This window comes from Variovorax sp. CF313 (genome assembly GCF_000282635.1).
GTDB lineage: Bacteria > Pseudomonadota > Gammaproteobacteria > Burkholderiales > Burkholderiaceae_C > Variovorax.
On the sequence record NZ_AKIW01000100.1, the window covers coordinates 25,783 to 48,703 of the forward strand.

The 22,921-nt window shown below is 68.0% G+C and carries 22 protein-coding genes; 9 read left to right on the forward strand and 13 right to left on the reverse strand.

The genetic code is table 11. From position 1 onward, the window contains the following. The first annotated feature begins 110 nt into the window (after positions 1–110). The 6 genes from PMI12_RS23580 (at position 111) to PMI12_RS23605 (ending at position 6,295) form a co-directional block, all read left to right on the forward strand. Positions 111–707 (forward strand): phosphatase PAP2 family protein, encoded by a 597-nt coding sequence (locus PMI12_RS23580; protein WP_007837450.1) that lies wholly within the window; start codon positions 111–113, stop codon positions 705–707. Continuing rightward, the gene (locus PMI12_RS23585) at positions 704–1,756 is read left to right on the forward strand and encodes a glycosyltransferase family 2 protein (protein ID WP_007837453.1); all 1,053 of its coding nucleotides are present in this window, start codon (positions 704–706) and stop codon (positions 1,754–1,756) included. The genes PMI12_RS23580 and PMI12_RS23585 overlap by 4 nt, the downstream gene beginning before the upstream one ends. After that, complete coding sequence (locus PMI12_RS23590) at positions 1,753–3,333, forward strand: ArnT family glycosyltransferase (RefSeq protein WP_007837454.1); 1,581 nt, start codon at positions 1,753–1,755, stop codon at positions 3,331–3,333. The genes PMI12_RS23585 and PMI12_RS23590 overlap by 4 nt, the downstream gene beginning before the upstream one ends. Beyond that, positions 3,326–4,147, forward strand: a complete 822-nt coding sequence (locus PMI12_RS23595; protein WP_007837455.1) for a ChbG/HpnK family deacetylase — start codon at positions 3,326–3,328, stop codon at positions 4,145–4,147. The genes PMI12_RS23590 and PMI12_RS23595 overlap by 8 nt, the downstream gene beginning before the upstream one ends. A 188-nt stretch (positions 4,148–4,335) precedes the next feature. Beyond that, positions 4,336–4,758: a tripartite tricarboxylate transporter TctB family protein gene (locus tag PMI12_RS23600; RefSeq protein WP_337459816.1), complete on the forward strand. Its 423-nt coding sequence runs from the start codon at positions 4,336–4,338 to the stop codon at positions 4,756–4,758. Between the two features lie 16 nt (positions 4,759–4,774). Then, complete coding sequence (locus tag PMI12_RS23605; protein ID WP_007837457.1) at positions 4,775–6,295, forward strand: tripartite tricarboxylate transporter permease; 1,521 nt, start codon at positions 4,775–4,777, stop codon at positions 6,293–6,295. A gap of 58 nt (positions 6,296–6,353) precedes the next feature. Here PMI12_RS23605 and PMI12_RS23610 read toward each other — a convergent pair whose 3' ends face one another. Further along, positions 6,354–6,974: a DUF4337 domain-containing protein gene (locus tag PMI12_RS23610; RefSeq protein ID WP_007837458.1), complete on the reverse strand. Its 621-nt coding sequence runs from the start codon at positions 6,972–6,974 to the stop codon at positions 6,354–6,356. A gap of 136 nt (positions 6,975–7,110) precedes the next feature. Between PMI12_RS23610 and PMI12_RS23615 the strand changes: the two genes are divergently transcribed. Then, the gene (locus PMI12_RS23615) at positions 7,111–8,751 is read left to right on the forward strand and encodes a SulP family inorganic anion transporter (RefSeq protein WP_007837459.1); all 1,641 of its coding nucleotides are present in this window, start codon (positions 7,111–7,113) and stop codon (positions 8,749–8,751) included. Positions 8,752–8,810: 59 nt separating this feature from the next. Here PMI12_RS23615 and PMI12_RS23620 read toward each other — a convergent pair whose 3' ends face one another. Further along, positions 8,811–10,106, reverse strand: coding sequence for an aminotransferase class V-fold PLP-dependent enzyme (locus tag PMI12_RS23620; RefSeq protein ID WP_007837460.1), 1,296 nt, complete (start codon positions 10,104–10,106; stop codon positions 8,811–8,813). A gap of 3 nt (positions 10,107–10,109) precedes the next feature. Continuing rightward, positions 10,110–11,006 carry a transporter substrate-binding domain-containing protein gene (locus PMI12_RS23625; protein ID WP_007837461.1) on the reverse strand — a complete coding sequence of 299 codons (897 nt, stop codon included), beginning with the start codon at positions 11,004–11,006 and terminating at the stop codon, positions 10,110–10,112. A gap of 140 nt (positions 11,007–11,146) precedes the next feature. Here PMI12_RS23625 and PMI12_RS23630 point away from each other — a divergent pair, with 140 nt between their 5' ends. Beyond that, on the forward strand, positions 11,147–12,070 hold the full coding sequence (locus tag PMI12_RS23630; protein ID WP_007837462.1) for a LysR family transcriptional regulator: 924 nt from the start codon (positions 11,147–11,149) through the stop codon (positions 12,068–12,070). Positions 12,071–12,093: 23 nt separating this feature from the next. Here PMI12_RS23630 and PMI12_RS23635 read toward each other — a convergent pair whose 3' ends face one another. The 9 genes from PMI12_RS23635 to PMI12_RS23675 form a co-directional block, all read right to left on the reverse strand. Continuing rightward, positions 12,094–12,279 (reverse strand): hypothetical protein, encoded by a 186-nt coding sequence (locus tag PMI12_RS23635; RefSeq protein ID WP_007837463.1) that lies wholly within the window; start codon positions 12,277–12,279, stop codon positions 12,094–12,096. Positions 12,280–12,404: 125 nt separating this feature from the next. Continuing rightward, the gene (locus PMI12_RS23640; protein WP_007837464.1) at positions 12,405–13,877 is read right to left on the reverse strand and encodes an N-acyl-D-amino-acid deacylase family protein; all 1,473 of its coding nucleotides are present in this window, start codon (positions 13,875–13,877) and stop codon (positions 12,405–12,407) included. Continuing rightward, entirely contained in the window at positions 13,874–14,785 is a 912-nt protein-coding gene (locus tag PMI12_RS23645; protein WP_007837465.1) for a MurR/RpiR family transcriptional regulator, read from the reverse strand. Before PMI12_RS23645 ends, PMI12_RS23640 begins: the two co-directional genes overlap by 4 nt. A 10-nt stretch (positions 14,786–14,795) precedes the next feature. After that, entirely contained in the window at positions 14,796–16,097 is a 1,302-nt protein-coding gene (locus tag PMI12_RS23650; protein ID WP_007837466.1) for an amino acid deaminase, read from the reverse strand. Further along, positions 16,094–17,077, reverse strand: coding sequence for an ABC transporter ATP-binding protein (locus PMI12_RS23655; RefSeq protein ID WP_007837467.1), 984 nt, complete (start codon positions 17,075–17,077; stop codon positions 16,094–16,096). Before PMI12_RS23655 ends, PMI12_RS23650 begins: the two co-directional genes overlap by 4 nt. Before the next feature lie 154 nt (positions 17,078–17,231). Next, positions 17,232–18,269: an ABC transporter ATP-binding protein gene (locus PMI12_RS23660; RefSeq protein ID WP_007837471.1), complete on the reverse strand. Its 1,038-nt coding sequence runs from the start codon at positions 18,267–18,269 to the stop codon at positions 17,232–17,234. Then, a complete protein-coding gene (locus PMI12_RS23665) occupies positions 18,269–19,108 on the reverse strand; it encodes an ABC transporter permease (RefSeq protein ID WP_007837472.1) in 840 nt (279 codons plus the stop codon). The genes PMI12_RS23660 and PMI12_RS23665 overlap by 1 nt, the downstream gene beginning before the upstream one ends. 3 nt (positions 19,109–19,111) lie before the next feature. Then, a complete protein-coding gene (locus tag PMI12_RS23670; protein WP_007837473.1) occupies positions 19,112–20,053 on the reverse strand; it encodes an ABC transporter permease in 942 nt (313 codons plus the stop codon). A 31-nt stretch (positions 20,054–20,084) separates the two neighbouring features. After that, positions 20,085–21,662, reverse strand: coding sequence for an ABC transporter substrate-binding protein (locus tag PMI12_RS23675; RefSeq protein ID WP_007837474.1), 1,578 nt, complete (start codon positions 21,660–21,662; stop codon positions 20,085–20,087). A gap of 191 nt (positions 21,663–21,853) precedes the next feature. On the opposite strand from PMI12_RS23675, the gene PMI12_RS23680 reads away from it, so the two are divergent. Next, a complete protein-coding gene (locus PMI12_RS23680; protein WP_007837475.1) occupies positions 21,854–22,243 on the forward strand; it encodes a RidA family protein in 390 nt (129 codons plus the stop codon). Positions 22,244–22,260: 17 nt separating this feature from the next. Here PMI12_RS23680 and PMI12_RS23685 read toward each other — a convergent pair whose 3' ends face one another. Then, a complete protein-coding gene (locus PMI12_RS23685; protein ID WP_007837476.1) occupies positions 22,261–22,875 on the reverse strand; it encodes an ATP-dependent Clp protease proteolytic subunit in 615 nt (204 codons plus the stop codon). Positions 22,876–22,921: the final 46 nt, after the last annotated feature.

A 22,921-nucleotide genomic window follows, 5' to 3' on the forward strand; every position in this document is an offset into this window, starting at 1 on the left:
TCTCTCGTCCCGTCGAAAGGTTTGACCATGTCCGGTTCTCGCTGTTGCGCACCCCCCATCGGCTGCTGCGGCACGCCCATTTTTTTCTCCCGTCCATCGAAGGTGGCGCCATGAACGCGCTCAACCTCACGCTCTTCCAATGGCTCGCAGCCGGCAGCCAGCCGACGCCGTGGGTGCTGTCCGTGGCCTCGGCCCTCGCGCTCTGGGGCAGCTGGCTGAGTGCCGGTGTGGTCGCCGTGGCGCTGTGGCGGCATCGCGCCGACCGGCCCTACCTGTGCATCGTCGCGGCGCTCGCGGGCCTCGCCTCCATGGCCTCGCACGCGATCTCGCTGTCGCTCAACATGCCGCGCCCCTTCGTGCTGGGGGTGGCGCCGTCGTACATCGAGCATGCGAGCCGCGGGTCTCTGCCCAGCACGCACGCAACGGTGATGTTCCTGGTGGCGCTGGCCTTCCTGCTGCGTCCCAGCCTGCGCAGGCTTGGGGCACCGCTGCTGGCGCTGGCGGCCCTCACCGGGTGGGCGCGCGTGTACGTGGGCGTTCATTTCCCGCTCGACATCGCCGCAGGCCTGCTGCTCGCGTGCGCGATCGTGGGAGTGCTCGCCGCCGCGCAATGGTTCGTGCGCCATTTCCTCTCTTTTCAGGCGTCGCACGCCGGCCGCACGCGCGACGACAAGACGACGGCCGCTTCTTTCTGGAGGCATCCATGATCTCCTCGACCCACACCGCCAGGCATTCACGCGCACCGGCCGATCTCCCCCAGGCCGAGGCTCCCGCGCCGCACACGGCCACGCCGCTCGCAACAGAGGCCGGCGCGCGCAGCATTTCCTGCGTGATCCCGTGCTTCAACGAAGCGGCCAACCTGCGCCACCTGCTGCCGCTGCTCGAAGACATCCTCTGGGCCACGCACATGCGCTGGGAGATCATCGTGGTGGACGACGGCAGCACCGACGACACCGCCGCCGTGGCTGAAGCGTGGTGCGAGCTCTCCGGCTTTCGCTGCATCTCGCTGTCGCGCAATTTCGGCAAGGAGGCCGCGCTCACCGCAGGCCTCGCCGCGGCCACCGGCGACGCGGTGGTGCTGCTCGACGGCGACCTGCAGCACTCGCCCGAGCTCATCCACACGATGGTCGCGCAATGGGTGGCCGGCGCGGAAGTGGTGTACGCGGTGCGCGAGCAACGCAGCGACGAAAGCCGCTTCAAGCAGATCGGCAGCAAGCTCTTCTACAGCCTCGTCAATTCCTCGGACCGCTTCGACGTGCCCCGAGACGCGGGCGACTTCCGCCTGATGGACCGCAAGGTGGTCGATGCGCTCATGAACCTGCCGGAACGCAGCCGCTTCATGAAGGGCCTGTACGCCTGGGTGGGCTTTCGCGCCGTGGCGCTGCCCTATACGCCCGCGCCGCGCGCGGCGGGCAGCAGCTCCTTCAACGCCCGGCGGCTGGTACGCCTGGCCATCGACGGGCTGACGGCCTTCACCACCTGGCCGCTGCGCATCGTCAGCGTGGCGGGGCTGCTGCTGGCGCTGCCGGCCTTTGCCTATGGCACCTTCGTGGCGATCGATTACCTGATGTTCGGCAACGCGGTCTCGGGCTGGACCACCATCGTCGTGAGCCTGATGTTCTTCATCGGCATCCAGATGATCTCCACCGGCATCGTGGGCGAGTACATCGCGCGCATCTACGAGGAGGTCAAGGGCCGCCCGCTGTATGTGGTGCGCCGCGAGAGCGGCACGGGGCTCGAGGCCGAAAAACCATGAAGCGACCTGCCCCTGCATGGTGGACTGCGCCGCAGCCACTGTGGCTCATTGCCGCCCTCTTCGCATGGCTGCTGGCCACGGCCTGGGTGCGCCCGCTGATGGCGCCCGACGAGGGCCGCTACGGCGGCGTCGCGCTTGCGATGCTGCGCTCGGGCGACTGGCTGGTGCCGCGGCTCGACGGCCTGCCCTTCTTCCACAAGCCGCCGCTGTTCTACTGGATCGGCGCGGCCGCGATGGCGGTGACGGGGCCGGTGGAATGGGCGGCGCGGCTGCCCTCCGTGCTGGGCGCGGGCACCGCGGCGGCGGCGCTGTTCCTGTTCCTGCGCCGGTGGTCGACGGTGCGGCTGGCGCTGCTGTCGACCGTGGTGCTGGTGACCACGCCCTTCTTCTTCCTGGGCGCCCAGTTCGCGAACCTCGACATGCTGGTGGCCGGCTGCATCTCGGCCACGATCCTGCTGGCGGCCGGCGCCGCATTGGCGAAGGAGCGCGAGGAACCCTGGCGGGCGCTGCTCGCGGGCGCCTACCTGTTCGCGGCAGCCGGGCTGCTGGCCAAGGGGCTGATCGGCCTCGTGCTGCCCGTGGCGGTGATCGCGATCTGGTGCGCGGCGACGCGCAGGTTCGCGGCGCTGCGGCTCGCGCTGTGGCTGCCCGGCTGGGCGGTGCTGCTGGCCGTGGCCGGCCCGTGGTTCGTCGCAATGCAGCTGAAGTACCCGGAGTTCTTCGACTACTTCGTCGTCACGCAGCACTTCCGGCGCTTTGCGTCCTCGGGCTTCAACAACGAGCACGGCTTCTGGTTCTACCTGCCGGTACTGGCGGGGCTCACGCTGCCGTGGTTCGCATGGGTGTTCGTGCCGCGGGGCAAAGACGACGCCGCACGGCCCGGGCGCTCGGATGTCGACTGGCTGATGTGGATCTGGCTCGCGGTCATCGTGGTGTTCTTCTCGCTGCCGCGCTCCAAGCTCGTCGGCTACGTGCTGCCGGCGCTGCCGCCGCTGGCCTTCCTGATCGCGCAGCGCGTGCTCGCGGGCCGTGTGCCGGAAACGCTGCTGCCGAAGGTGCGCACGATGACGCTGGCCGCCGCCGCCGTGTGCATTGCCTGCGTGGGCGCCGTCACGGTCCTGGCGTCACCGCCGGGCGCGCGGCTGCGGCTGCCCGCCGGGCAGGCGGTGGCGCCCGGCGACCAGGTGCTGATGCTCGACAGCTACTACTACGAGATTCCCTTCTACTGGAACCTGCGCGAGCCCGTGCTGATTTCGGACGACTGGCAGGCCGCGGCCCGGGACACCCGCGACAACTGGCGCAAGGAGATCTCGGACGCCGGCCGCTTCGAGCCCGCGCGCGCCGCAGCCACGCTGCTCGACCGCACGCAGCTCGCGGCCACGCTGTGCGCGCCGCGCGTCACCTGGCTCGTCGGCTCGAACACGGCACAGCTCGCCAATCCGTGGCTCTTTCGCGCGCAGCTGGTGGCGGTGAACGAGAGCGCCGCAGCCTGGCGCTTCGCGGGCAGCGCCACGCGCGATCCGCACTGCCTGGACGTTGCGCCCGCCCCGGCTTCCGGAACGAACGGCGATGACTGAGGCAACGCGCCGCCTCTGCATCTGCGCCGACGATTTCGGCATGAGCGCGGGCATCAACTCCGCCGTGTTCGACCTGGCCGAACAGGGAAAGATCACCGCCACCAGCGGGATGGTGCATCGCGACGCCTGGGAGGAAGGCGCGAAGGTGCTGAAGCTCATCGACCCGGCACGGCTCGACGTCGGCCTGCACCTCGACCTCACGCGGCCCGCGCTCGCCGGCGGCCCCGAGCCCGGCCTGCTTGGGCTGCTCGCCCGGACGTACACACGCACGGTGTTCGCGCCGGGGCTGCAGGCCGACATCCGCGAACAGCTGACGCGCTTCGAGGACGCCATGGGCCGCGCGCCCGCCTTCGTCGACGGGCACCGGCACGTGCACCAGTTCCCGGTGGTGCGCGAACTGCTGGTGGAGGAGATCGCGCGGCGCTATGCGGCGTCGCCGCCCTGGATCCGCAACACGGCGCCGGGCGCGCAGCATGGCCCCGACCGGTTGAAGGCCCGGGTCATCCACGCACTGGGCGGCGCGCAGTTGGCCGCGCTGGCCGCGCAACGCGGCATTCCCATGAGCAGCCGCCTGCTCGGCGTCTACGATTTCTCGGGCGACATGCAGCGCCACGAACAGCGCCTGTCCGAATGGTTGGCGGCCTGCCGCACCGGCGACGTGCTCATGTGCCACCCGTCCGCCGGCATCCTGCCCGGCGACCCGCACGGCGGCGCCCGGTTGCGCGAGTACGCCGTGCTGCGCGGGCTGGTGCTTGCGGCGAGCGGCGGGATTGCGCTCGCGCCGCTCTCGCGGTGCCTGCCCCGGCCATCCTGACGGCAACGTCGCGCGCGCCACCGTTGCTCCGCGCCCCTTCATACGTAGTTCCCCTCACGCACGCGTCAGATTCCGATCAGCCAGGCCCGAAGAGCATCGGGGGCGTCCGGAATCACATCCGGATGGAGACAGGCCCGGGCCGGTTCGAGCGGAGCCGGGCGCATTCAATCCCACTACATCGTGAGCGTATGAAAAATAGAAACCTTGTCAGGGGACTCTTCCTCATGGCAATCGCGCTGGCCTTCGGCCTGACCGCGCTTCGCTACCCCATCGGAGACTTAAGCCGCGCCGGGCCTGGCCTGTTCCCCGCCATGATCAGCGGCATGCTGCTGGTGATCGGCGTGGCGACCGTGGTCCGGTCGTTCCTCGTGGAGGGCGTGCCGCTGGAGTTCAACTTCAGGAACATCGGGCTGATCCTGGCCAGCCTCTGCGGCTTCGCGGTGATCTCGATGTACCTGAACATGATCGCGGGCATCATCTTCATGGTCTTCTGCTCCGGCTTTGCCGCCTCGTCCTACTCGTGGGTACGCAACGCCAAGGTCTCCGCCGGCCTGATCGTCATGGCGCTGGCGCTGCAGAAACTGCTCGGCCTGAACCTGCCGCTCTACTGAGAAGAAGAAAAAGACCATGGAAGTCCTCAACAACCTGGCGTTCGGCTTCTCGCACGCCCTGACCATGCAGAACCTCCTGTTCTGCGCCATCGGCTGTACCGTGGGCACGCTGGTCGGGCTGCTGCCCGGCCTCGGCCCGCTGGCCACCATCAGCCTGCTGCTGCCGCTGACCTACTCCATTCCGACGACCGGCGCGCTCATCATGCTGGCCGGCATCTACTACGGCGCGCAGTACGGCGACAGCGTCAGCGCCATCACGATGAAGATCCCGCATGCGAGCAGCATCGTGGCCTGCATCGACGGCTATGCAATGACGCTCAAGGGCCAGACCGGGCTGGCGCTGTTCACGGCCGGCTTCTCGAGCTTCATCGGCGGCACGGTGGCGATCCTCGTGCTGTCGTTCCTGGCGCCCGTGCTCGGCGAGGTGGCATTCCTCTTCGGCCCCGCGGACTACGTGGCCATGATGCTGGTGGGCTTCGTGTGCGTGAGCTTCGTGACCACCGGCAGCCTGCTCAATGGGCTGGCCATGTGCATGATCGGCGTGCTGCTCGGCACCATCGGCACCGACGTGAACAGCGGCGCGCAGCGCTTCACGCTCGACCTGCCCTTCCTCGTGGACGGCGTGGGCATCGTGAGCATCGCGCTGGGCTGCTTCGGCATCGCCGAGATCACCAAGAACCTCGACTCGCGCGAGGAGCGCTCGCCCTTCAACGGCAAGATCAACCTGATCCCGACCTGGGCGGAGTTCAAGCGGATCATTCCGAGCGCCCTGCGCGGCAGCGTGGTCGGCTCCTTCCTGGGCATCCTTCCCGGCGGCGGCCCGACCATCGCCCAGTTTGCGGCATACGCGATCGACAAGAAGGTCAGCAAGTACAAGCACGAGATCGGCACCGGCTGCATCGAGGGCGTGGCCGGCCAGGCCGCGGCCGACGAAGCGGCGGCGCGCACGAGCTTCATTCCGCTGATGAGCATCGGCATTCCGGAAAACGCCGTCATGGCGCTGATGCTGGCAGCCTTCATCATCAAGGGCATCCAGCCCGGCCCGAACATGATCGGCAGCCATCCCGAGCTGTTCTGGGGCCTGGTGGCCAGCATGTGGATCGGCAACGTGTTCCTGCTGGTGCTGAACGTGCCGCTGGTGCGCTACTGGCTGTCGGTGTTCAAGATCCCGTACGCCGTGCTGTTCCCGTCGATCCTGTTCTTCTGCTGCATCGGCACCTACAGCGTCAACAACAACCTGGAAGACGTCTTCATCACGGCGGCCTTCGGCTTCATGGGCTACATGTTCATGCGGCTGGAGCTGGATGCCGCACCGCTCATGCTCGGCTTCATCCTCGGCCCGATGCTGGAGGAGAACTTCCGCCGGGCGATGCTGCTGAGCCGCGGGAGCTTCGGCACCTTCGTCTCGCGGCCGATCAGCGGCACGCTGCTGGGCCTGATCGGGATCTTTGTGGTGTGGCAGGTGGTTTCGTTCGCGCTCCAGGCCCGGAAGAAGAACGGGATCCAGCCGCCGGTTGCGTTGGAGCCGCAGGAGTAATAGCGGTCGCGGCTGCTGGCGGGAAGGCGGCGGGCCGTGCTCGCCAGCCCTGCCACACCTATATGTGAAACGCCGCCAGCCCACCCACCACAAGCCCCGCCGCCGCCACCCCGAACATCGCGCGCTCGAGCCATTTCTTCTTCGTCAGCAAGGCAATCGCAGCCAGCGCGATCGACACCTGCAGCACCGTGGTCGCCTGGGCCCAGCGATGGTGCTGGTGCATCTGCTCTTCAGACTGCGCGTCCCATTGGCTGGCCTCGGCCTCCAGCTTCTTCGCTGCCGTCTGGATGTCTGTCTTCTCCTGTTCGTAGCGCGCCACCTTGACCTGCCAGCCCTGCTTTCGGGCGTCGTCCGCCGCGGTGTCGCGTGCGAATTCGGCCAGCGCCTGCTTGGTGCTCTTCGACTGGAAGTAATTCCACTGGTTCGACGCCTCGGTCTTCTTGATCGCGGCGTTGTTCTTGTAGAGGCCGGCGTTGGCCTGCGTGGCACCCCCCATGTACGAGAAGATCGCGCCGAAGGTGGCGATCACGGCGGTGCACACCGCGATCTTGCTCGTCATGTTCATGCCGCCTGAATGAGCCGCGGCGCCGTCTTCGGGGCCGTGGCCATGGCCGCCGGTTGCGGCGTGTTCGAGTTCGTGATCGTGCGGGCCGTGCACGTGAAAGCCGTGTCCTGACATGGGGTCCTTGCTGTGAAGTGTTGGAATGTGGAGCGCGCGCGAGTATGCCCGGTCGCGCGGCACCCCAGGCGCCCCGCCGTCAGGTTCCGGTCCGCCACCCGTTGCCAGCATGGGGGCGGCCACAGCACACTTGCCCATGACCGAGGAAACGCCCCCAACCCCGATGCCCACGCCCACCCCTCGCCGCCCCGGCCTGGCCGACATCGTGGCGGGCGTCTCCATCGCAGGCCTGCTGCTGCCCGAGGCCGTGGCCTATTCGGGCATCGCGGGGCTGCCGCCGCAGGCCGGCGTGATCGCGCTGTTCGCGGGCCTTCTCGTCTACGGCCTCTTCGGCAGCAGCCGCTTCGCGATCGTCTCGGCCACCTCGTCTTCCGCCGCGGTGCTGTTCGCGGCCACCATGTCGGTGACGGGTGTCGATGCGGCCACGCGGCTCGCGATGGGCGCGGGCATCGTGCTGCTGGCCGGGGTGTTCTTCGTCATCGCCGGCATTGCCAGGCTCGGTGCGGTGTCCAGCCTGATCGCCAAGCCGGTGCTGCGTGGCTTCGCGCTGGGGCTTGCGCTGACCATCGTGGTCAAGCAGCTGCCCAAGGTGCTGGCGGTGCAGCCGGCGCACAGCGATTTCTTCCGGCTCGCCGCAGGGCTCGCGGTCCAATGGCGGCACTGGAGCCTTGCGGGGGCGGCCATGGCGCTGGTAGCGCTCGTGCTGCTGCGCGGCCTCGCGCGATGGCGCGCGGTGCCGGCGGCGCTGCTCGTGATCGTGGCCGGCATCGCGCTCGACGTGAGCGGGCTGTGCCATGCTTGGGGCGTGGCGTCGGTGGGGCCGATCTCGCTCGACTTCTCGCACCCGGGCGTTTCTCAGCTCGACCGCTCGCAATGGCAGAGCCTCGGCGGGCTGGCCTTTGCGATGGCGCTGATCCTCTATGCCGAGTCGTACGGCTCGATCCGCACCTTCGCGATGCGCCACGGCGACAACGTGTCGGCCAACCGCGACCTGCTGGCGCTCGGTGGCGCGAACCTGCTGTCGGCGCTGTTCCAGGGCATGCCGGTGGGCGCGGGCTACTCGGCCACGTCGGCCAACGAATCGGCCGGTGCGCAGAGCCGCGCGGCCGGCATCGTGGCGGGGCTGGTGGTGCTGGTGGCTGTGCTGACGCTGCTGCCGTGGATCGCGCACACACCGGAGCCGCTGCTGGCGGCCATCGTGATCCACGCGGTGAGTCACACGCTGAACCCGGCAGCACTGCGGCCGTACTTCCAGTGGCGGCGCGACCGGCTCGTGGCATTGGTGGCGGTGGCCGCGGTGCTGCTGCTGGGTGTGCTCGACGGCTTGCTGGTTGCCATTGGCGTGAGCCTGCTGCTGCTGCTGCGCGGCTTCTCGCGCACCACCGTCAGCTGGCTCGGGCGGCTGGGCGGGAGCCATGACTTTGTCGACACGGCACGCCACCCCGAGGCCGTGGTGCCGCCGGGCGTGCTCATCGCGCGACCCGAGGTGCCGCTGTTCTTCGGCAATGCGGATGCGGTATTTGCGTCGATCCGCGCGCGCATCGACGCGACGCCGGGCCTGCAACGCATGGTGCTGAGCCTGGAGGAGTCGCCGGACCTCGACGCGACCAGCATCGAGGCGCTGTGCGACTTTGCGGCCTATGTGCGCGTGCGTGGCGCGCGCCTGTCGCTGGCGCGCGTGAAGGACGGCGTGCGCGACCTGCTGGCCAAGGTGGATTCGCCCGACCTGAAGGCGCAGGTGTATGCGCCGTGGAGCGTGGACGACGCGGTGCAGTAGCCTTGGCGGGGCGGTACCCCAAAAGCATGCCGACTACTGAACATGGCGCTTCATGACAGTCAGATGTCCGCGGCGATCTCCCGCGTGATGCGCAGGAATTTCTCCACATCCGCGATGGAGTTGCAGTGCAGCGGCGACACCCGCACCGTGCCCGCGAGCCCGAAGGATTCGAGCATGCGCTTCGAGTAGATGCTGGTCGCCACGCGCTCGTAGACTGTCACGCCGCGCAAGCCGTACTCGACCACGGCTTGCGTGCAGTCGATGCGGTCGAAGCCGATGCCCAGGATCAGGTCGCGCTTGCTCAGGTCCTGGTAGTCGAGGAACACATTGACGCCCTCGAGCTTGCGCATGCCGGTGGTGTTTTCGTTGCCGTCCAGAAGCACTGCCAGCAGCGCGCGCTCGTGCAGTTCGATGTGCGTGATGCCTGCCGAGAACAACGCGCGCCGGTCTGTGGCGTCGACGAAGTGCCCGCCGAGCCAGCACACGTAGTCGACGATTTCCGTGAGCACCGCGAACTGCCACGGCGCGGCGCTGCCCAGGTCCCAGTAGCCAGGCTTCTTGCCTGCGAGCTTGTGGTGCGGCAGCACGGCCGCGCGCTCGGACATCCATGACAGCCCCGAGCCCCGGCAGCCGAAGAACTTGTAGGGCGCGAGGTTGATGCCGTCCACCGGCGTCTTCTGCAGGTCGATGAGGCCGTGCGGCGCATGCTGCACGGCGTCCACCAGGATGTACAGGTCGGGCTTGATCTCGCGCGCGCGGCGCACGATCTCGGCCATGTCGAGCTTGGCGCCCGAGATGTTCGACGCGTAGATCACGTTGAGCAGGCAGGTGTTCTCATCGACCAGCCGCACGATCTCGTCCACGTCGACGCCGCCGGTCACCGGGTTGCTCTTCGCCACGCGCAGCTCGCGGCCGAGGCGCTCGGCATACAGGCTCATCGCGTCGAAGGCCGAGGGGTGCTCGAGCACGGTGGTGACCATGTTCGTACCCGGCACGTTCTCGGCCACCGCGCGCACCATGTCGAACATGGCGCCCGATGCGGTGAGCGAGGCGTACACACTGCCGCCGGTGGCGTTGAGGATGGTGCGCAGGTCGGCGCTTCCCTTGGCCTGGATGTCCTGCAGCTCGACGGCCGTGGCGTGGATGCGCTCGGCGTTGTCGGGAATGGCGTCGACCTGCGCGAAGCGCTCGGCCGCGGCCTTGAGGCGGAAGGAGCCGCCCGCGTTGTCGAAGTACAGGCGTTCGCGGCCGTGGTGGTCGTGGTCGACCTGCAGGAAGCGGCTCTTCACCTCGCGCATGAGCGCGTCGGAGAAGGCCAGTCCGTGGGGGTGGTTCGAAGACAGCTTGGAATCCATCGCTCAGACGCCCTTGTTGTTGGGGTTCTTGTAGATCTCGCGCACCGCGTCCGACATCGGGAAGTTCAGGTTCGCGTTCTTCGGTGGAATCGGCGAGAGGAACCACTTGGTGTAGAGCTGCTCGATGGCGCCCGACTTCATCAGGCCGGTGACGGTCTCGTCGACCAGCGCCTTGAACTGCGGATCGTCCTTGCGCAGCATGATCCCGTAGGGCTCCTGGCGCAGCGACTCCTTCAGCAGCTTGTAGTCGCCGGGGTTGGTCGCGCTGGCGACCATGCCGGCGAGCTGCACGTCGTCGAGCACGTAGGCATCGGCGCGGCCGGTGGACAGCAGCAGGAAGCCGTCGGAGGTGTCCTTGCCGGCGATCTCGTTGACTTCGATGGCGCCGCTCTTGCGCGCGCCGCGCAGCAGCTGGATCGAGGTGCTGCCCGAGACAGTGGCCACGTTCTTGCCGTTGAGGTCGGCCAGCGCGTTGATGCCCGAGGACTTCTTCACGGCGGCGGTGATGTTGGTCACGAAGTGGCTGGGCGCGAAGTCGACCTGCTGCTGGCGCTGCGTGGTGTTGGTGGTGGTGGCGCAGTCGAGGTCGACGGTGCCGTTCTGCAGCAGCGGGATGCGGTTGGTCGAATTCAGCATGGTGTAGCGCACCTCGATCTTCGCGAGACCAAGCTTGGCCTTCACCGCGTCGACGATCTTCAGGCAGATGTCGTTGGTGAAGCCGATGGGTGCGCTGTCGGCGCTGAGCTTGTACGAGAACGGGATCTGGCTGTCGCGCGCGCCGATCTGGATCGTGCCGCTCTCCTTGATCTTCTGCAGGGTGCCGCCGTCCTGTGCGCTGGCGGCGCCGCAGGCGAAAGCGAGGATGAGGCCGAGTGCGAGAGGCAGTTTCCTGAGGTCCATGGTGGTTCCTTGAAGAGTCGATGACGTTGGCTCGGGCGAATCTTCGGCTTCCCGATGAATTTCTAAAAGCGATTTTTTGTGATCGAATCGCATGAATAAAAGCGTTCTATCAATCACATATCGATGGAGCCGCGATCGTGATGACCTTCAAGCAACTCGAAGCCCTGTACTGGATCGCCCGCCTCGGCGGCTTTGCGCAGGCGGCCAACCAGCTCAACACCTCGCAGTCGGCCATTTCCAAGCGGGTGCACGAGCTGGAGCAGCTGTTCGACACCGAGCTGTTCGACCGCAGCCAGCGCACCGCGCGGCTCACCGAGAAGGGCGAGGAGATGTACGTGCTCGCACAGAAGCTGCTGGCGCAGCGCGACGCGGCCATCGAGCAGTTCGGCAAGCCCGGCGTGGTGGAGCGGCGCATCCGCATCGGGGTGACCGAGCTGACCGCCATGACGTGGCTGCCGCGGCTGGTCGGCCTGATCCAGCAGCACTACCCCAAGGTGATCCTCGAGCCCGACGTGGACGACAGCCTGCAGCTGCGCGACAAGCTGCTGGCCGACGAACTCGACCTCGTCATCGTGCCTGACACCTTCGCCGACTCGCGGCTGCAGCACAAGGCCATCGGCCAGGTGACGAGCGCATGGATGTGCAAGCCCGGCGTGGTGCCAGCCGGCGGCACCGTGCGGCTGCACGAGCTCGCGCGGCATCGCATGCTGGTGCAGGGCAACAACTCGGGCACCGGCCGCGCCTATGACGCCTGGATGAAGGAGCAGGGCGTGCAGCCCGCCAACGTGATCGTGGTGAGCAACCTGGTGGCGCTGACCGGGCTCACTGTGTCGGGACTGGGCGTGAGCTACCTGCCGCGCCAATGCCTGCAGCCGCTGGTGGCGGCCGGCATGCTGACGGTGATCGATGTGGCGCCAGCCCTGCCCGTGGTGCGCTACGTGGCGATGCACAAGGGCGAGCACCGCAGCGCGCTCACCTCGTCCATCGTGATGCTGGCGCAGGCGTGCTGCGATTTCACTCGCATGTTCCAGGCACAGGCGGAAGAGGAGCCGGCGCGGGACTGAGCTTGCCGATCTTGTGCGGCGCCTCAGCAGTCGTGGTCGACGGGGGAGAGGTCCGGATGCAGTTGCTGAAGTGCCAACGACAACCGGACCACCCGCTCTCGCGCGCCCGGCTCGCCCCGGGCCAGGGCGCCCAACGCGGCTTCGTAGTCGTCCGTGAGCTGCTGCCACAGCTCGAAATCAGCACCAAGGCCTTCAGCGTCCTTGTCCATCTTTGCTCCTGTCGGAATTCGACGGCCAATAAGATGTACAAGTTTGACTGATTTTTGCCGAGAGTGTTAGAACTTTAGAGGTCTTGAGGTTATTCCCGGCCAGATATGGCGCCCCGCCCCGCTCTTCAGGCCCCCCGCGCCAGCATCCGGCCCGCCCGCGCAAGCACCCGGGCTTCGGCCTCGCCGCCCCGATAGGCCAGCACGCCGTTCACGAACACCCGTTCCACGCCCAGGCTCACACCGTGCGGCTGCTCATAGGTGGCGGTGTCGGCGATGGTCTCGGGGTCGAATACCACCACGTCGGCCATGGCGCCCGGGCGCAGCAGGCCGCGCTCGGCAATGCGCAGGTTGCGCGCCGTCATGCCGGTCATCTTGTGCACTGCCTGTTCAAGTGTGAAAAGGCGGCGTTGGCGCCAATAGCGTGCAAAAACGCGCGGAAAGGCGCCCCAGAGGCGAGGATGCGGATGGCGGTCGTGCGGCAGGCCGTCGCTGCCGATCATGGTGAGCGGGTGCGCGATGACGCGCTCCACGTCTTCCTCCTGCATCTGGAAATAGCAGGCGCCGCCCGGTTTCAGGCGCAGGCAGGCCTCCTGCTCGGTGGTGCCCCATTCGCGCGCGATGTCGGAAATGAGCCGGCCCATCATCTCGGGATGCGGGTCGGACCAGGTGAGCAGCACGTCGATCACGCCGTCGACCAGGTCCTCGCGCAGCACGGTCGAGCCGGCCACATAGGGGTAGACGTCCATCGCGATCTTCTGGCGCTGCGCCAGCGACTCGATCAGCGGCAGGGTTTCCCTGGTGCGGCCCCAGTTGGCCGGCCCGGCGCACTTGTGGTGCGAGATGACGAGCGGCACGCCGGCGCTGAAGGCCGAGTCGCCGGCCTCGTGCAGCGCCTCGATGATCTGCTGCATCTCGCTGCGCAGGTGCGTGGCGTAGACGCCGCCGTGGCGGGCCACGACGCGCGCCAACGCCGTCACCTCCTCGGCGGGCGCGGCAAAGGCTTCTTCGTAGAACAGGCCCGACGACATGCCGTGCGCTCCGTCGGCCATGCAACTGTCGAGCAGCGCTTCCATGCGCGCCAGTTCGTCGGCGCTGGCGGGACGGTCCAGCGCCTGCATGGTCGCGAAACGCAGCGTGGTGTGGCCGACCAGTGCGGCCACGTTGAGCGCGGGCTGCGTCGCATCGACGGCCGCGCGGTATTCCGCCATGGTCGCGTGCTTGAACGAATCGGCGCCCAGCAGCGTAAGAGGCGGCTTCGATTGCGGCGTGCGGTACGGCGCGAGCGAAATGCCGCAGTTGCCCGTCACCACCGTGGTGATGCCCTGCGACACCTTGGGCAGGCACAGCGGGTCGCGCAGCACGATGGCGTCGTCGTGCGTGTGCGCGTCGATGAAGCCGGGCGCGATGACCTTGGCGCGGCAGTCGACGATCTCGACGTCGGCCAGCGCGAGGCCGTCGGGCAGCCGCCCGCGCAGGCCTTCGCCGAGCGCGACGATGCGGTCGCCCTGCAGCAGCACGTCGCCGGGCCACGAGGGGCCGCCCGAGCCGTCGACCACGAGGCCGGCCTCGAGCAGGATGGCTTTGGAGTCCTGGCTCACGATGCTCGCCCTCCGCCGCTGATGCCGCCGCCATCCCAGCTCTGCAGCGGATGCGTGGTGGCGTCGATGCCATGGCGCTGGAAGGCCTCGCGCGCGCGCTGCAGGCGCTGCACTGCGGGCTCGCCGCGGCGCTGGGCCACGAGCACGGTGAGGATCTCGATGGCCGTGAGGTGCGTCAGGTAGGCGTCGATGCCCACGTGCATCACCGCGTCGTCTGGCACCGAGAGTCCGAGCAGAAAGTCGGCCTTGGCCGCCAGCGCCGTGCCGGGCCGGGTGATCGCGACCACCTTGGCACCCTGCCCGCGCGCGATGTCCACCGCGTCGAGCAGCGAGGGCATGCCGCCCACGTGCGAGATGGCGATGACCACGCCGCCCGGGCGCTGCGCCGCGCCGGCCACCTGCTGCAGGTGATAGTCGGCCCAGGCGTTGGCCGACAGGCCGAGGCGGAAGAGCCGGGCCTGCAGGTCGTTGGCCATGAACCACGAGGTTGCGCCCGCGCCGTACAGGTCGACGTGCGGCGCGGCCGCGATGGCAGCCACCGCGCCGTCGAGCACCTGCATGTCGAGCTGGCCGCGCACGCCCGAGACCGAGGCCGCCGCGCTGCGCGCGATCTTGCCCACCACTTCGTCGGCCGCATCCTCGATGTTGACGCGGCGGTGCAGCGGCGAGCCGCCCAGCGCCAGCTCCTGCGCGAGCGCAAGTTTGAACTCGCGCAGCCCGGCAAAGCCGAGGTCGCGGCAGGTGCGCATGATGGTCGGCACCGAGCTGCGCGAGCGTTCGGCCAGCTGCTCGAAGCTTTCCTCGAGCACGCGGTCGGGGTCTTCGAGGATCAGGTCGAGAATCGCACGCCGCGTCGCCGGGGCGTCGCTGCGGATCTCGCCGATTTTCTGAAGCAGGGAAGGAGTCATCGGTGCGTGTTCAGAAGTGCATGGCGACAGCGTCGCTCACACGGTAGTCCTGTTCGACAACAGGCATCCAGTGCCATTTGTCGAAGGTCGTGCAGGGGTGCGAAATGCCGAGGCCGACGCGGTCGCCGACCTTGGGCGCCTCGGCGTCCTCGCCCGCGTCCCAGCGCAGGTAGGCATGCTGGTCGTTGAGTGCGGTGATCTTCCAGCCGGCGGGCACGGCCTGCGGCTGCAGCACGCCGCGCGCGGCACGCGCGATGGGCACGGGTAGCGACAGGTCGAAGGAGATGTCGCGCTTGCCCACGGCAAGGATCGCGAGGCCGGGCTCGGGGCGCGACTGCACCGTGGCCCAGACCTCCATCGCCGGCACCAGGCTTTCGCCGCAGCCGCAGCCCAGGCGCTCGTCCACCGCGCTGACCATGCGCTTGTAGAAGCCGTGGTCGTGCGTGACGTAGCAGCCCGAGCGCAGCAGGCCGCGCACCGGCGCGCCGAGCGCGGGCTTGAGACGCCCGGCCACGAGGTCGAAGATGGCCGAGCCGCCTGCGGACACCAGCACCTCGTCGGTCTCGAAAAGTTTTTCGGTGTCGCAATGACGGGCGACGGCTTCCACGCGGTCCATCAACGTTTTGGCGTAGGCCGTGTCGGGCTCGCTGGCACCGGTCGCGCCCTGCCCTTCGTAGGTCTCGATGCCGACGAGCTTCGCGGCGCTGCTGGCGCGCAGCCGCGTGGCCAGCGTGACGGCTTCTTCATGCGTGCGGCAGCCGGTGCGTGCACCGTCGACGCCGATCTCGATCATCACCTCGAAAGGCTCGCTCGCGGGATGGCGCGATGACCAGTCCTCGATCAGCGCGAGCTGCGCCAGCGAATCGACCAGGAACACGATGCGCAGGTCGGCATGGTTGGCCAGCAGCAGCTGGATGCCCGCGAGGTCTTCGTCGCTCACCACCTGGTTGGCGATGAGCGTGCGGCGCGCGCCGGCCGCCACGCCCACGGCAAGCTGCGTGACGGTCGCGAAGGTCAGGCCCCAGGCGCCGGCGTCGAGCTGGCGCTGGAACAGCTGCGGCGACATGGTGGTCTTGCCGTGCGGTGCGAGGTCGATGCCCCATTCGCGCACGCGCGACTGCATCCACGCGAGGTTGTGCTCGAGCGCCTCGCGCTTGAGCACGGCCAGCGGCAGCGGCAGGTCGCCTGCCAGCACGTTCCAGCCGGCGGCGCCGATCTCGCTGCGGCGGCGCGGCGGCTGCGTGCGCGGGTAGCCCTTGAAACTGCTGCTCAGCAGCGGATCGTTGAAATCGGTGGTGGCGGTATCGGTCATGGTCGTGCGGCAATGTTGGAGAGCAATTCCTTGCGGATGCAGGCGCTGTAGTGTCCGGCGGAAATCTCGTCGAGCGGCGGCACCGTTTGCGCGCAGGCCTCGATGGCGTGCGGACAGCGCGTGCGGAACACGCAGCCCGAGGGCGGCGAGATGGGGCTGGGAATGTCGCCCTTCAGCGCGATGCGCCCGGTCGCGACCTCCGGGTCGGGCTTCGGGCTCGCGGCCAGCAGCGCCTGGGTGTAGGGGTGCGAGGGTCGGGCGAACAGCTCGTCGGTGGTGGCGACTTCCATCACCTTGCCGAGGTACAGCACCACCACGCGGTCGCACAGGTACTCGACCACGTCGAGGTCGTGCGAGATGAAGAGCATCGTCAGGCCCAGCCGCTCGCGCAGGTCGGCCAGCAGGTTGATGACCTGCGACTGGATCGACACGTCGAGCGCCGACAGCGGCTCGTCGGCCACGATGAATTCGGGCTCCACCGCGAGAGCGCGCGCCACGCCGATGCGCTGGCGCTGCCCACCCGAGAACTCGTGCGGAAAGCGGCTCGCATGCTCGGCGCGCAGGCCCACGGTTTCGAGCAGTTCGGCAATGCGCTTGTCGCGTGCGGCCGCACCCTTGTGCAGGCCGTGCGTGGACAGCGCCTCGCCGAGGATGGCGCTGATGCGCATCTTGGGGTTCAAGCTGGCATACGGGTCCTGGAAGATGATCTGCAGCTTGCTGCGCAGCTTGCGCATGCGTTCGCCCGTCAGCGTGCCGATGTCGTCGCCGCGGTACAGCACCTGGCCGCTCGTGCGTTCGAGCAGGCGCAGCACGGTGCGGCCGATGGTGCTCTTGCCCGAGCCCGATTCGCCGACGAGGCCCAGCGTCTCGCCGGGCCGGATCGCGAACGACACGTCGTCGACCGCGCGCACGGGGCGATCGCTGCTGCCGAAGTACTTCTTGAGTCCGCGGACTTCGATGAGGGGGACGGCGGTGGTCATGGGGATGTTGTATTGGCTCCCTCCCCTTCCGGGGGAGGGTTGGGGTGGGGGCACGACGGCACTGGATGAAGCACTGCGCCGAACGAACGCCGCTTGCCCCCATCCCAGCCTTCCCCCGGAAAGGGAAGGAGCAACACGCCGGGCAGTGCGCTTCTCATGCGACCCTCTTCAGGGGTTGCGCTGGCTGCACGCGGATGCAGCGGGCCTGGCGGCCGTGGTGTGTTTCGCTCAGAGGCGGCATTGCGCTGCGGCATTCGGGCAGCGCGAGGTCGCAGCGCGGCTCGAAGGCGCAGCCGGGCGGCGGCGCGAGTGGGCTCGACACCTGCCCGCGAATCGCGAACAGCCGCTTCGGCTTGGCCTGCCCCGGCAGCCGCGCCTTGCCCGGCAGGCAGGCCAGCAGGCCCTGCGTATACGGATGCTCGGGCTGCGCGAACAGCGGCCGCACGGGCGCGCTCTCGACCACGCGGCCCGCATACAGCACCACCACGTCGTCGGCATGGTGCGCGACCACGCCAAGGTTGTGCGTGATGAACAGGATGCTCATGCCCGTTTCGGCTTGCAGCCGGCGCATGAGTTCGAGGATCTGCGCCTGGATGGTCACGTCGAGCGCGGTGGTGGGCTCGTCGGCGATCAGCAGCGTCGGGTCGCAGGCCATGGCCAGCGCGATCATCACGCGCTGGCGCATGCCGCCCGAAAGCTGGTGCGGGTACTCGTGGATGCGCTGCGCTGCGGCCGGGATCTCGACCAATTCGAGCATGCGCAGCGCATGCGCCAAAGCAGCCTTGCGATCGAGGCCCTTGTGCAGGCGCACGCTCTCGGCGATCTGTTCGCCGATGGTGAACACCGGGTTCAGGCTGGTCATCGGCTCCTGGAAGATCATCGACAGCTGGTTGCCGCGCAGCGACCGCATCTCGCGTTCGCCGATCTGCAGCAGGTCGAGCGTCTTGCCTTCGCGCGTCACGAACGCGGCGCTGCCGCTGACCTGCGCGTTCGCGGTCTTGGGCAGAAGGCGCATCAGCGTGAGGCTGGTCACCGACTTGCCCGAGCCCGATTCGCCGACCAGCGCGGTGGTCTTGCCGGGCTGGATGGAGAAGCTCACGTCGGCCACCGAACGCACGAGGCCGTCTTCGGTGGGGAAGCTGGTGCTCAGGTTGCTGACCGTGAGACGTGGTGTTTGATTGGCGTTCGTCATCACGATGTCTTCTTGAGCTTCGGGTCGAGCAGGTCGCGCACACCGTCGCCCAGCAGTTGCAGCGACAGCGCCGTGAAGATGATCGCAAGCCCCGGGAACAGCACCACCCAGAAGGCCTGGTGCGCGTACTGCTGGCTGCCCGCGACCATCGTGCCCCAGGTCGGAATCTCGGGCGGCACGCCGACGCCGAGGAACGAGAGGCCCGCTTCGGCCAGGATGGCGTAGGCGAAGATGAACGACACCTGCACCAGGATCGGCGACATCAGGTTCGGCAAGATGTGCCGCCACAGGATGCGCGAGGTGCGCACACCCAGCGCACGCACCGCTTCGACAAACAGCAGTTCGCGCACCACCAGCGTCGAGGCCCGCACCACCCGCGCCACACGCGGCGTGTAGACCAGCACCAGCGCAAGCACCGTGTTGATGAGCGACGGCCCGAGGATCGCCACCAGCGCAATGGCCAGCAGGATGTCGGGGAAGGACATCATCGCGTCGACCACGCGCATCAGCGGCGCGTCGAGCCGGCGGAAGAAGCCGGCCATCAGGCCCAGCACCGTGCCGGCGATAACGGCACCCAGCGCCGTGAGCGCAGCGATGGCCAGCGAGTAGCGCGCGCCGTGCACGATGCGCGAATACAGGTCGCGGCCCAGTTCGTCGGTGCCGAGCAGGTGCTCGGCGCTCGGCGCCTTCAGGCGCTGCAGCACCGCCGTGTCGTTGGGATCGATGGAGGCGAACAGCGGAGCGCCGATCGCCAGGATGGCGATCACCAGCAGCACCAGGGCGGAAACCATCACGATGCGGCGATGCATCAGCTGGCGGAGCATTCGAGGCATGCGCATCGCTCAGACCTTCACGCGCGGATCGACCACTGCGTACAGCAGGTCGATCGAGAAATTGATGAGCACATAGATCGCGGCGATCACGAGCAATGCACCTTGAATGACCGGGTAGTCGCGCCGCAGCACGGCGCTGACCACCAGGTTGCCCACGCCGGGCAGGCCGAACACGGTCTCGGTGATGACGGCGCCGCCGATCATCAGCGCGACCGTGAGGCCGATCACCGTGACGATGGGCACCAGCGCATTGCGCAGCGCATGCTTGAGCACCACCGTGCTTTCGCTCAGGCCCTTGGAGCGCGCCGTGCGCACATAGTCTTCGCCGAGCACGTCGAGCATCGAGGCGCGCGTGAAGCGGATGATGAGCGCCGAGTTCAAGAGGCCCAGCACCGTGGCCGGCAGCACCAGCGCCTGCAGCCGCTCGGCCAGCGCCGCATCGGGCGCGCCGTAGCCCGATACCGGGAACCAGCCGAACGACACCGCGAAGATCTGGATCAGCACGATGCCCAGCCAGAAACTCGGAATGCTCGCGCCCAGCATCGCGATGCCGGTGAACAGCTGGTCGACCACGCGCCCGCGGAACACGGCCGAGACGATGCCGCACGGCACGCCGATCAGCGCGGCGATGGCCACGGCCATCAGCGCGAGCAGCGTGGTGGGTTCGGAGCGCTCCCACAGCGCCTGCGTCACGGGACGCTGCAGGAAGATCGAGGTGCCGAGATTGCCCTGCAGCACCTCGCGCAGCCAGTAGCCGAACTGCACGGGCAGCGGCTTGTCGAGGCCGTACTCCTTCTGCACGCGGGCGATGTCGGCCGCGGTGGCCTGGTCGCCCAGCAGCACCGAGACCGGGTCGCCCGATGCGGCGCGCGTGAGCACGAAGACGAGCACGGCCACGATGGCGAGCACGACGAGCATGCCTGCGGCGCGGGAAGCGATGTAGCGGATCATGGGGCGGTTATTGCTTCAACGGCCTCGTTACTTACTTGATTCGGGCATTCCAGAAGAACGGCCAGGTCGCGGGCTGGTAGTTGTCCAGCGCCGGGCTCTTTGCCGACAGGCCGTTGAACTTGCCAACATTGATGTACGGCACCTCGTCGTAGACCACCTGCTGCACCTTGCCCCACAGTGCGCCGCGCTTGGCAGGGTCGCTCTCGACGTTGAAGGCCTGCAGTGCCGTCTTCTTGGCGGGCGTGTCCCACCAGCCGGGTGCGCCGTCGCCGAGCTGCGGCGGCGAGAGCATCGGCTCGGGGAACTGGCCCGAATGTGTGACGTAGATGTCCCACAGCTTGGGGTCGTTGCGGCGCTGCACCAGCGTGGCCCAGTCGACCACGTTCAGGTCGACCTTGAAGCCGGCACGCTTGAGCTGCTCGGCCATCAGCAGCGCCATGTTGTAGTGGAAGTCGTACTGGCGGCTGGTGAGTACGCGGATCGGCTCGCCCTTGTAGCCGGCCTTGGCCGCGGCCTCCTTCGCCTTGGCGGCGTTGCGCTGGTTGTACTGGTCGGTACCGGCCGCCGAATAGAACGGCGAGCCCTTCGGGAAATGGTTGCCTTCGGCCACGAAGAAGCGCGTGTCGCCGAAGCCGGCCGCGAGCATCTCGCCTTCGCCGAGCGCGGTCTGGATCGCCTGGCGCACCGGCTGGCTGGCGGCCACGCCTTCCTTGGTGTTGAGCACGAGATACGGGAAGCCGAACGACGGCGTCATGATCGGCACCGTCTTGCCGCCCGACTTCTCCAGGCGCGGCAGCGCTTCCACCGGCAGCAGGTCGGCAAAGTCGTACTGGCCGGCCAGCGCGCCTTCGACACGCGTGCTGGCGTTGGGCACGGGCACGAAGCGCAGTTCCTCGATCGCCGCTTCGCGCTTGCCGCCATAGCCACTCGCCGGTTCCTTGCGCGCGCTGTACTTGTCGAAGCGCGTGAGCAGCACGAACTGGTCGGGGCGGCGTTCCTTGAACTTGTAGGGGCCGGTGCCGACGAAGTCCTTCAGCGGCGAGGCGATGGAATCCTTGGCCATGATCGCGGCCATGCCGCTGGGCAGCGCGAGCTGCGACAGCAGCGGTGCATAAGGCTCCTTCAGCACGACTTCGACCGCCAGCGGGCCCTTGGCCTTGAGGCTGGCGACCTCCTTGCCCACGGCCTTGCCGCGCGGCGACTGGTCCATCCAGCGCTGCAGGCTGGCCACCACGTCGTCGGCGTTGAGTTCGCGCCCGTTGTGCAGCATCACGCCCTTGCGCAGGGTGATGGCGTAGGTCTTGCCGTCGGCCGAGATCTTCGGCATGCCTTCGGCCAGCATCGGAACCACGTTCCACTTGGCGTCGAAGGTGTAGAGCGTCTCGTACACGTGCTGCATGATGGTTCCGACCAGGTCGGCCGTGGAGGCCATCGGGTCGAGCGTCTGCGGCTCGGCCACCATCGCCAGCGTGGCGAAGTTGCGCGGGCCCTGGGCGTGGACCTGCTGATGGGGCAGCGCGGCGCACAGCATCGCGAGCAGGGAAGCTCCCAGCAGGCTGCGCTTCGACAGCTTGGGCAGGCGCTGGACAACAGGACCGACGTGGGGCATGGGGAACTCCTTCATGGGGCGTGCGAGTTTGTGAAAGAAAATTTCTCTTCGGCCTGGACTTTGAAGCAGTATTCATGCCAAATCATCCGTGTTAACCCTCGATCAAGGGTTATTCTGAAAGAGATTTTCAGATTGAGCGCGATACTCGCGGCTCTCCTTCCTTCACTACTCTTCACCTTTCAGGAGTCTCCATGCCCCTCGAATACCTCGGCGCCCCGCCCGTCGCGTCCGACCGCCAGGCCCGCCCCTTCTCCCCGGCCGTGCGCGCCGGCGACTTCATCTACGTGTCGGGCCAGGTGCCGGCGAACAAGGATGGCGAGATCGTGGTGGGCGGCATCGAGGCGCAGACGCGCCAGGTGATGGAAAACCTCAAGACCGTGCTCGCGCTGGCCGGCGCCACGCTCGACGATGTGTGCAAGAGCACTGTCTGGCTGCAGGACGCGCGCGACTTTGGTGCCTTCAACCGCATCTACATGGGCTACTTCGGCGAGAACAAGCCGGCGCGCTCGACCACCGAGGCGCGGCTGATGGTCGACGCCAAGGTCGAGATCGACGTGGTGGCCTACAAGCCGAAGGCCTGAGGACGCGGAATAGGACTTCAGCCCTTCAACTCGGTCTTGCGCTGGATGATGCGCGAGACCAGGCCGTACTCCACGGCCTCCGCGGCCGACAGCCAGCGGTCGCGCTCGATGTCGGCCAGCACCACGTCGATGGGCTTGCCGGTTTCGCGCGCGATCTCGTGCGCGATGCGCTGGCGGGCCTTGATGATTTCCTGCGCCTGGATCGCGATGTCCGTTGCCTGCCCGCCTGCGCCGCCGCTGGGCTGGTGGATCAGGAAGCGCGTGTTGGGCAGGCACACGCGCCGCTCGCGCGGCGCGGCCAGGAACAGGTGCGTGGCCGCGCTGCCGACCCAGCCGGTGCCGATCATGTTCACCGGCGCGCTGATGAAACGCACGATGTCGTGGATGGCATCGCCCGACTCCAGGTGCCCGCCGGGCGAACTCACGAGGATGTCGATGGGCTTGTCGGCGCTGTCGGCATCGAGCGCAATGAGCCGGCGCGTCACGTCGGCGGCCACCGAGTCTGTGACGGTGCCGAAGATCAGCAGCGTGCGCGACTTGAAGGCCTTCTCCTCCAGGTAGGAGTTGCGCGGCTCGGCGGTGGCCGCGGGCTTGGTGTCGTCTTCGGATTCCATTGAGAACATGGGCAGCATGAAACAGGCTCCTGTGGTTTTGGACTTCGGCCCGTCCTGACGGACA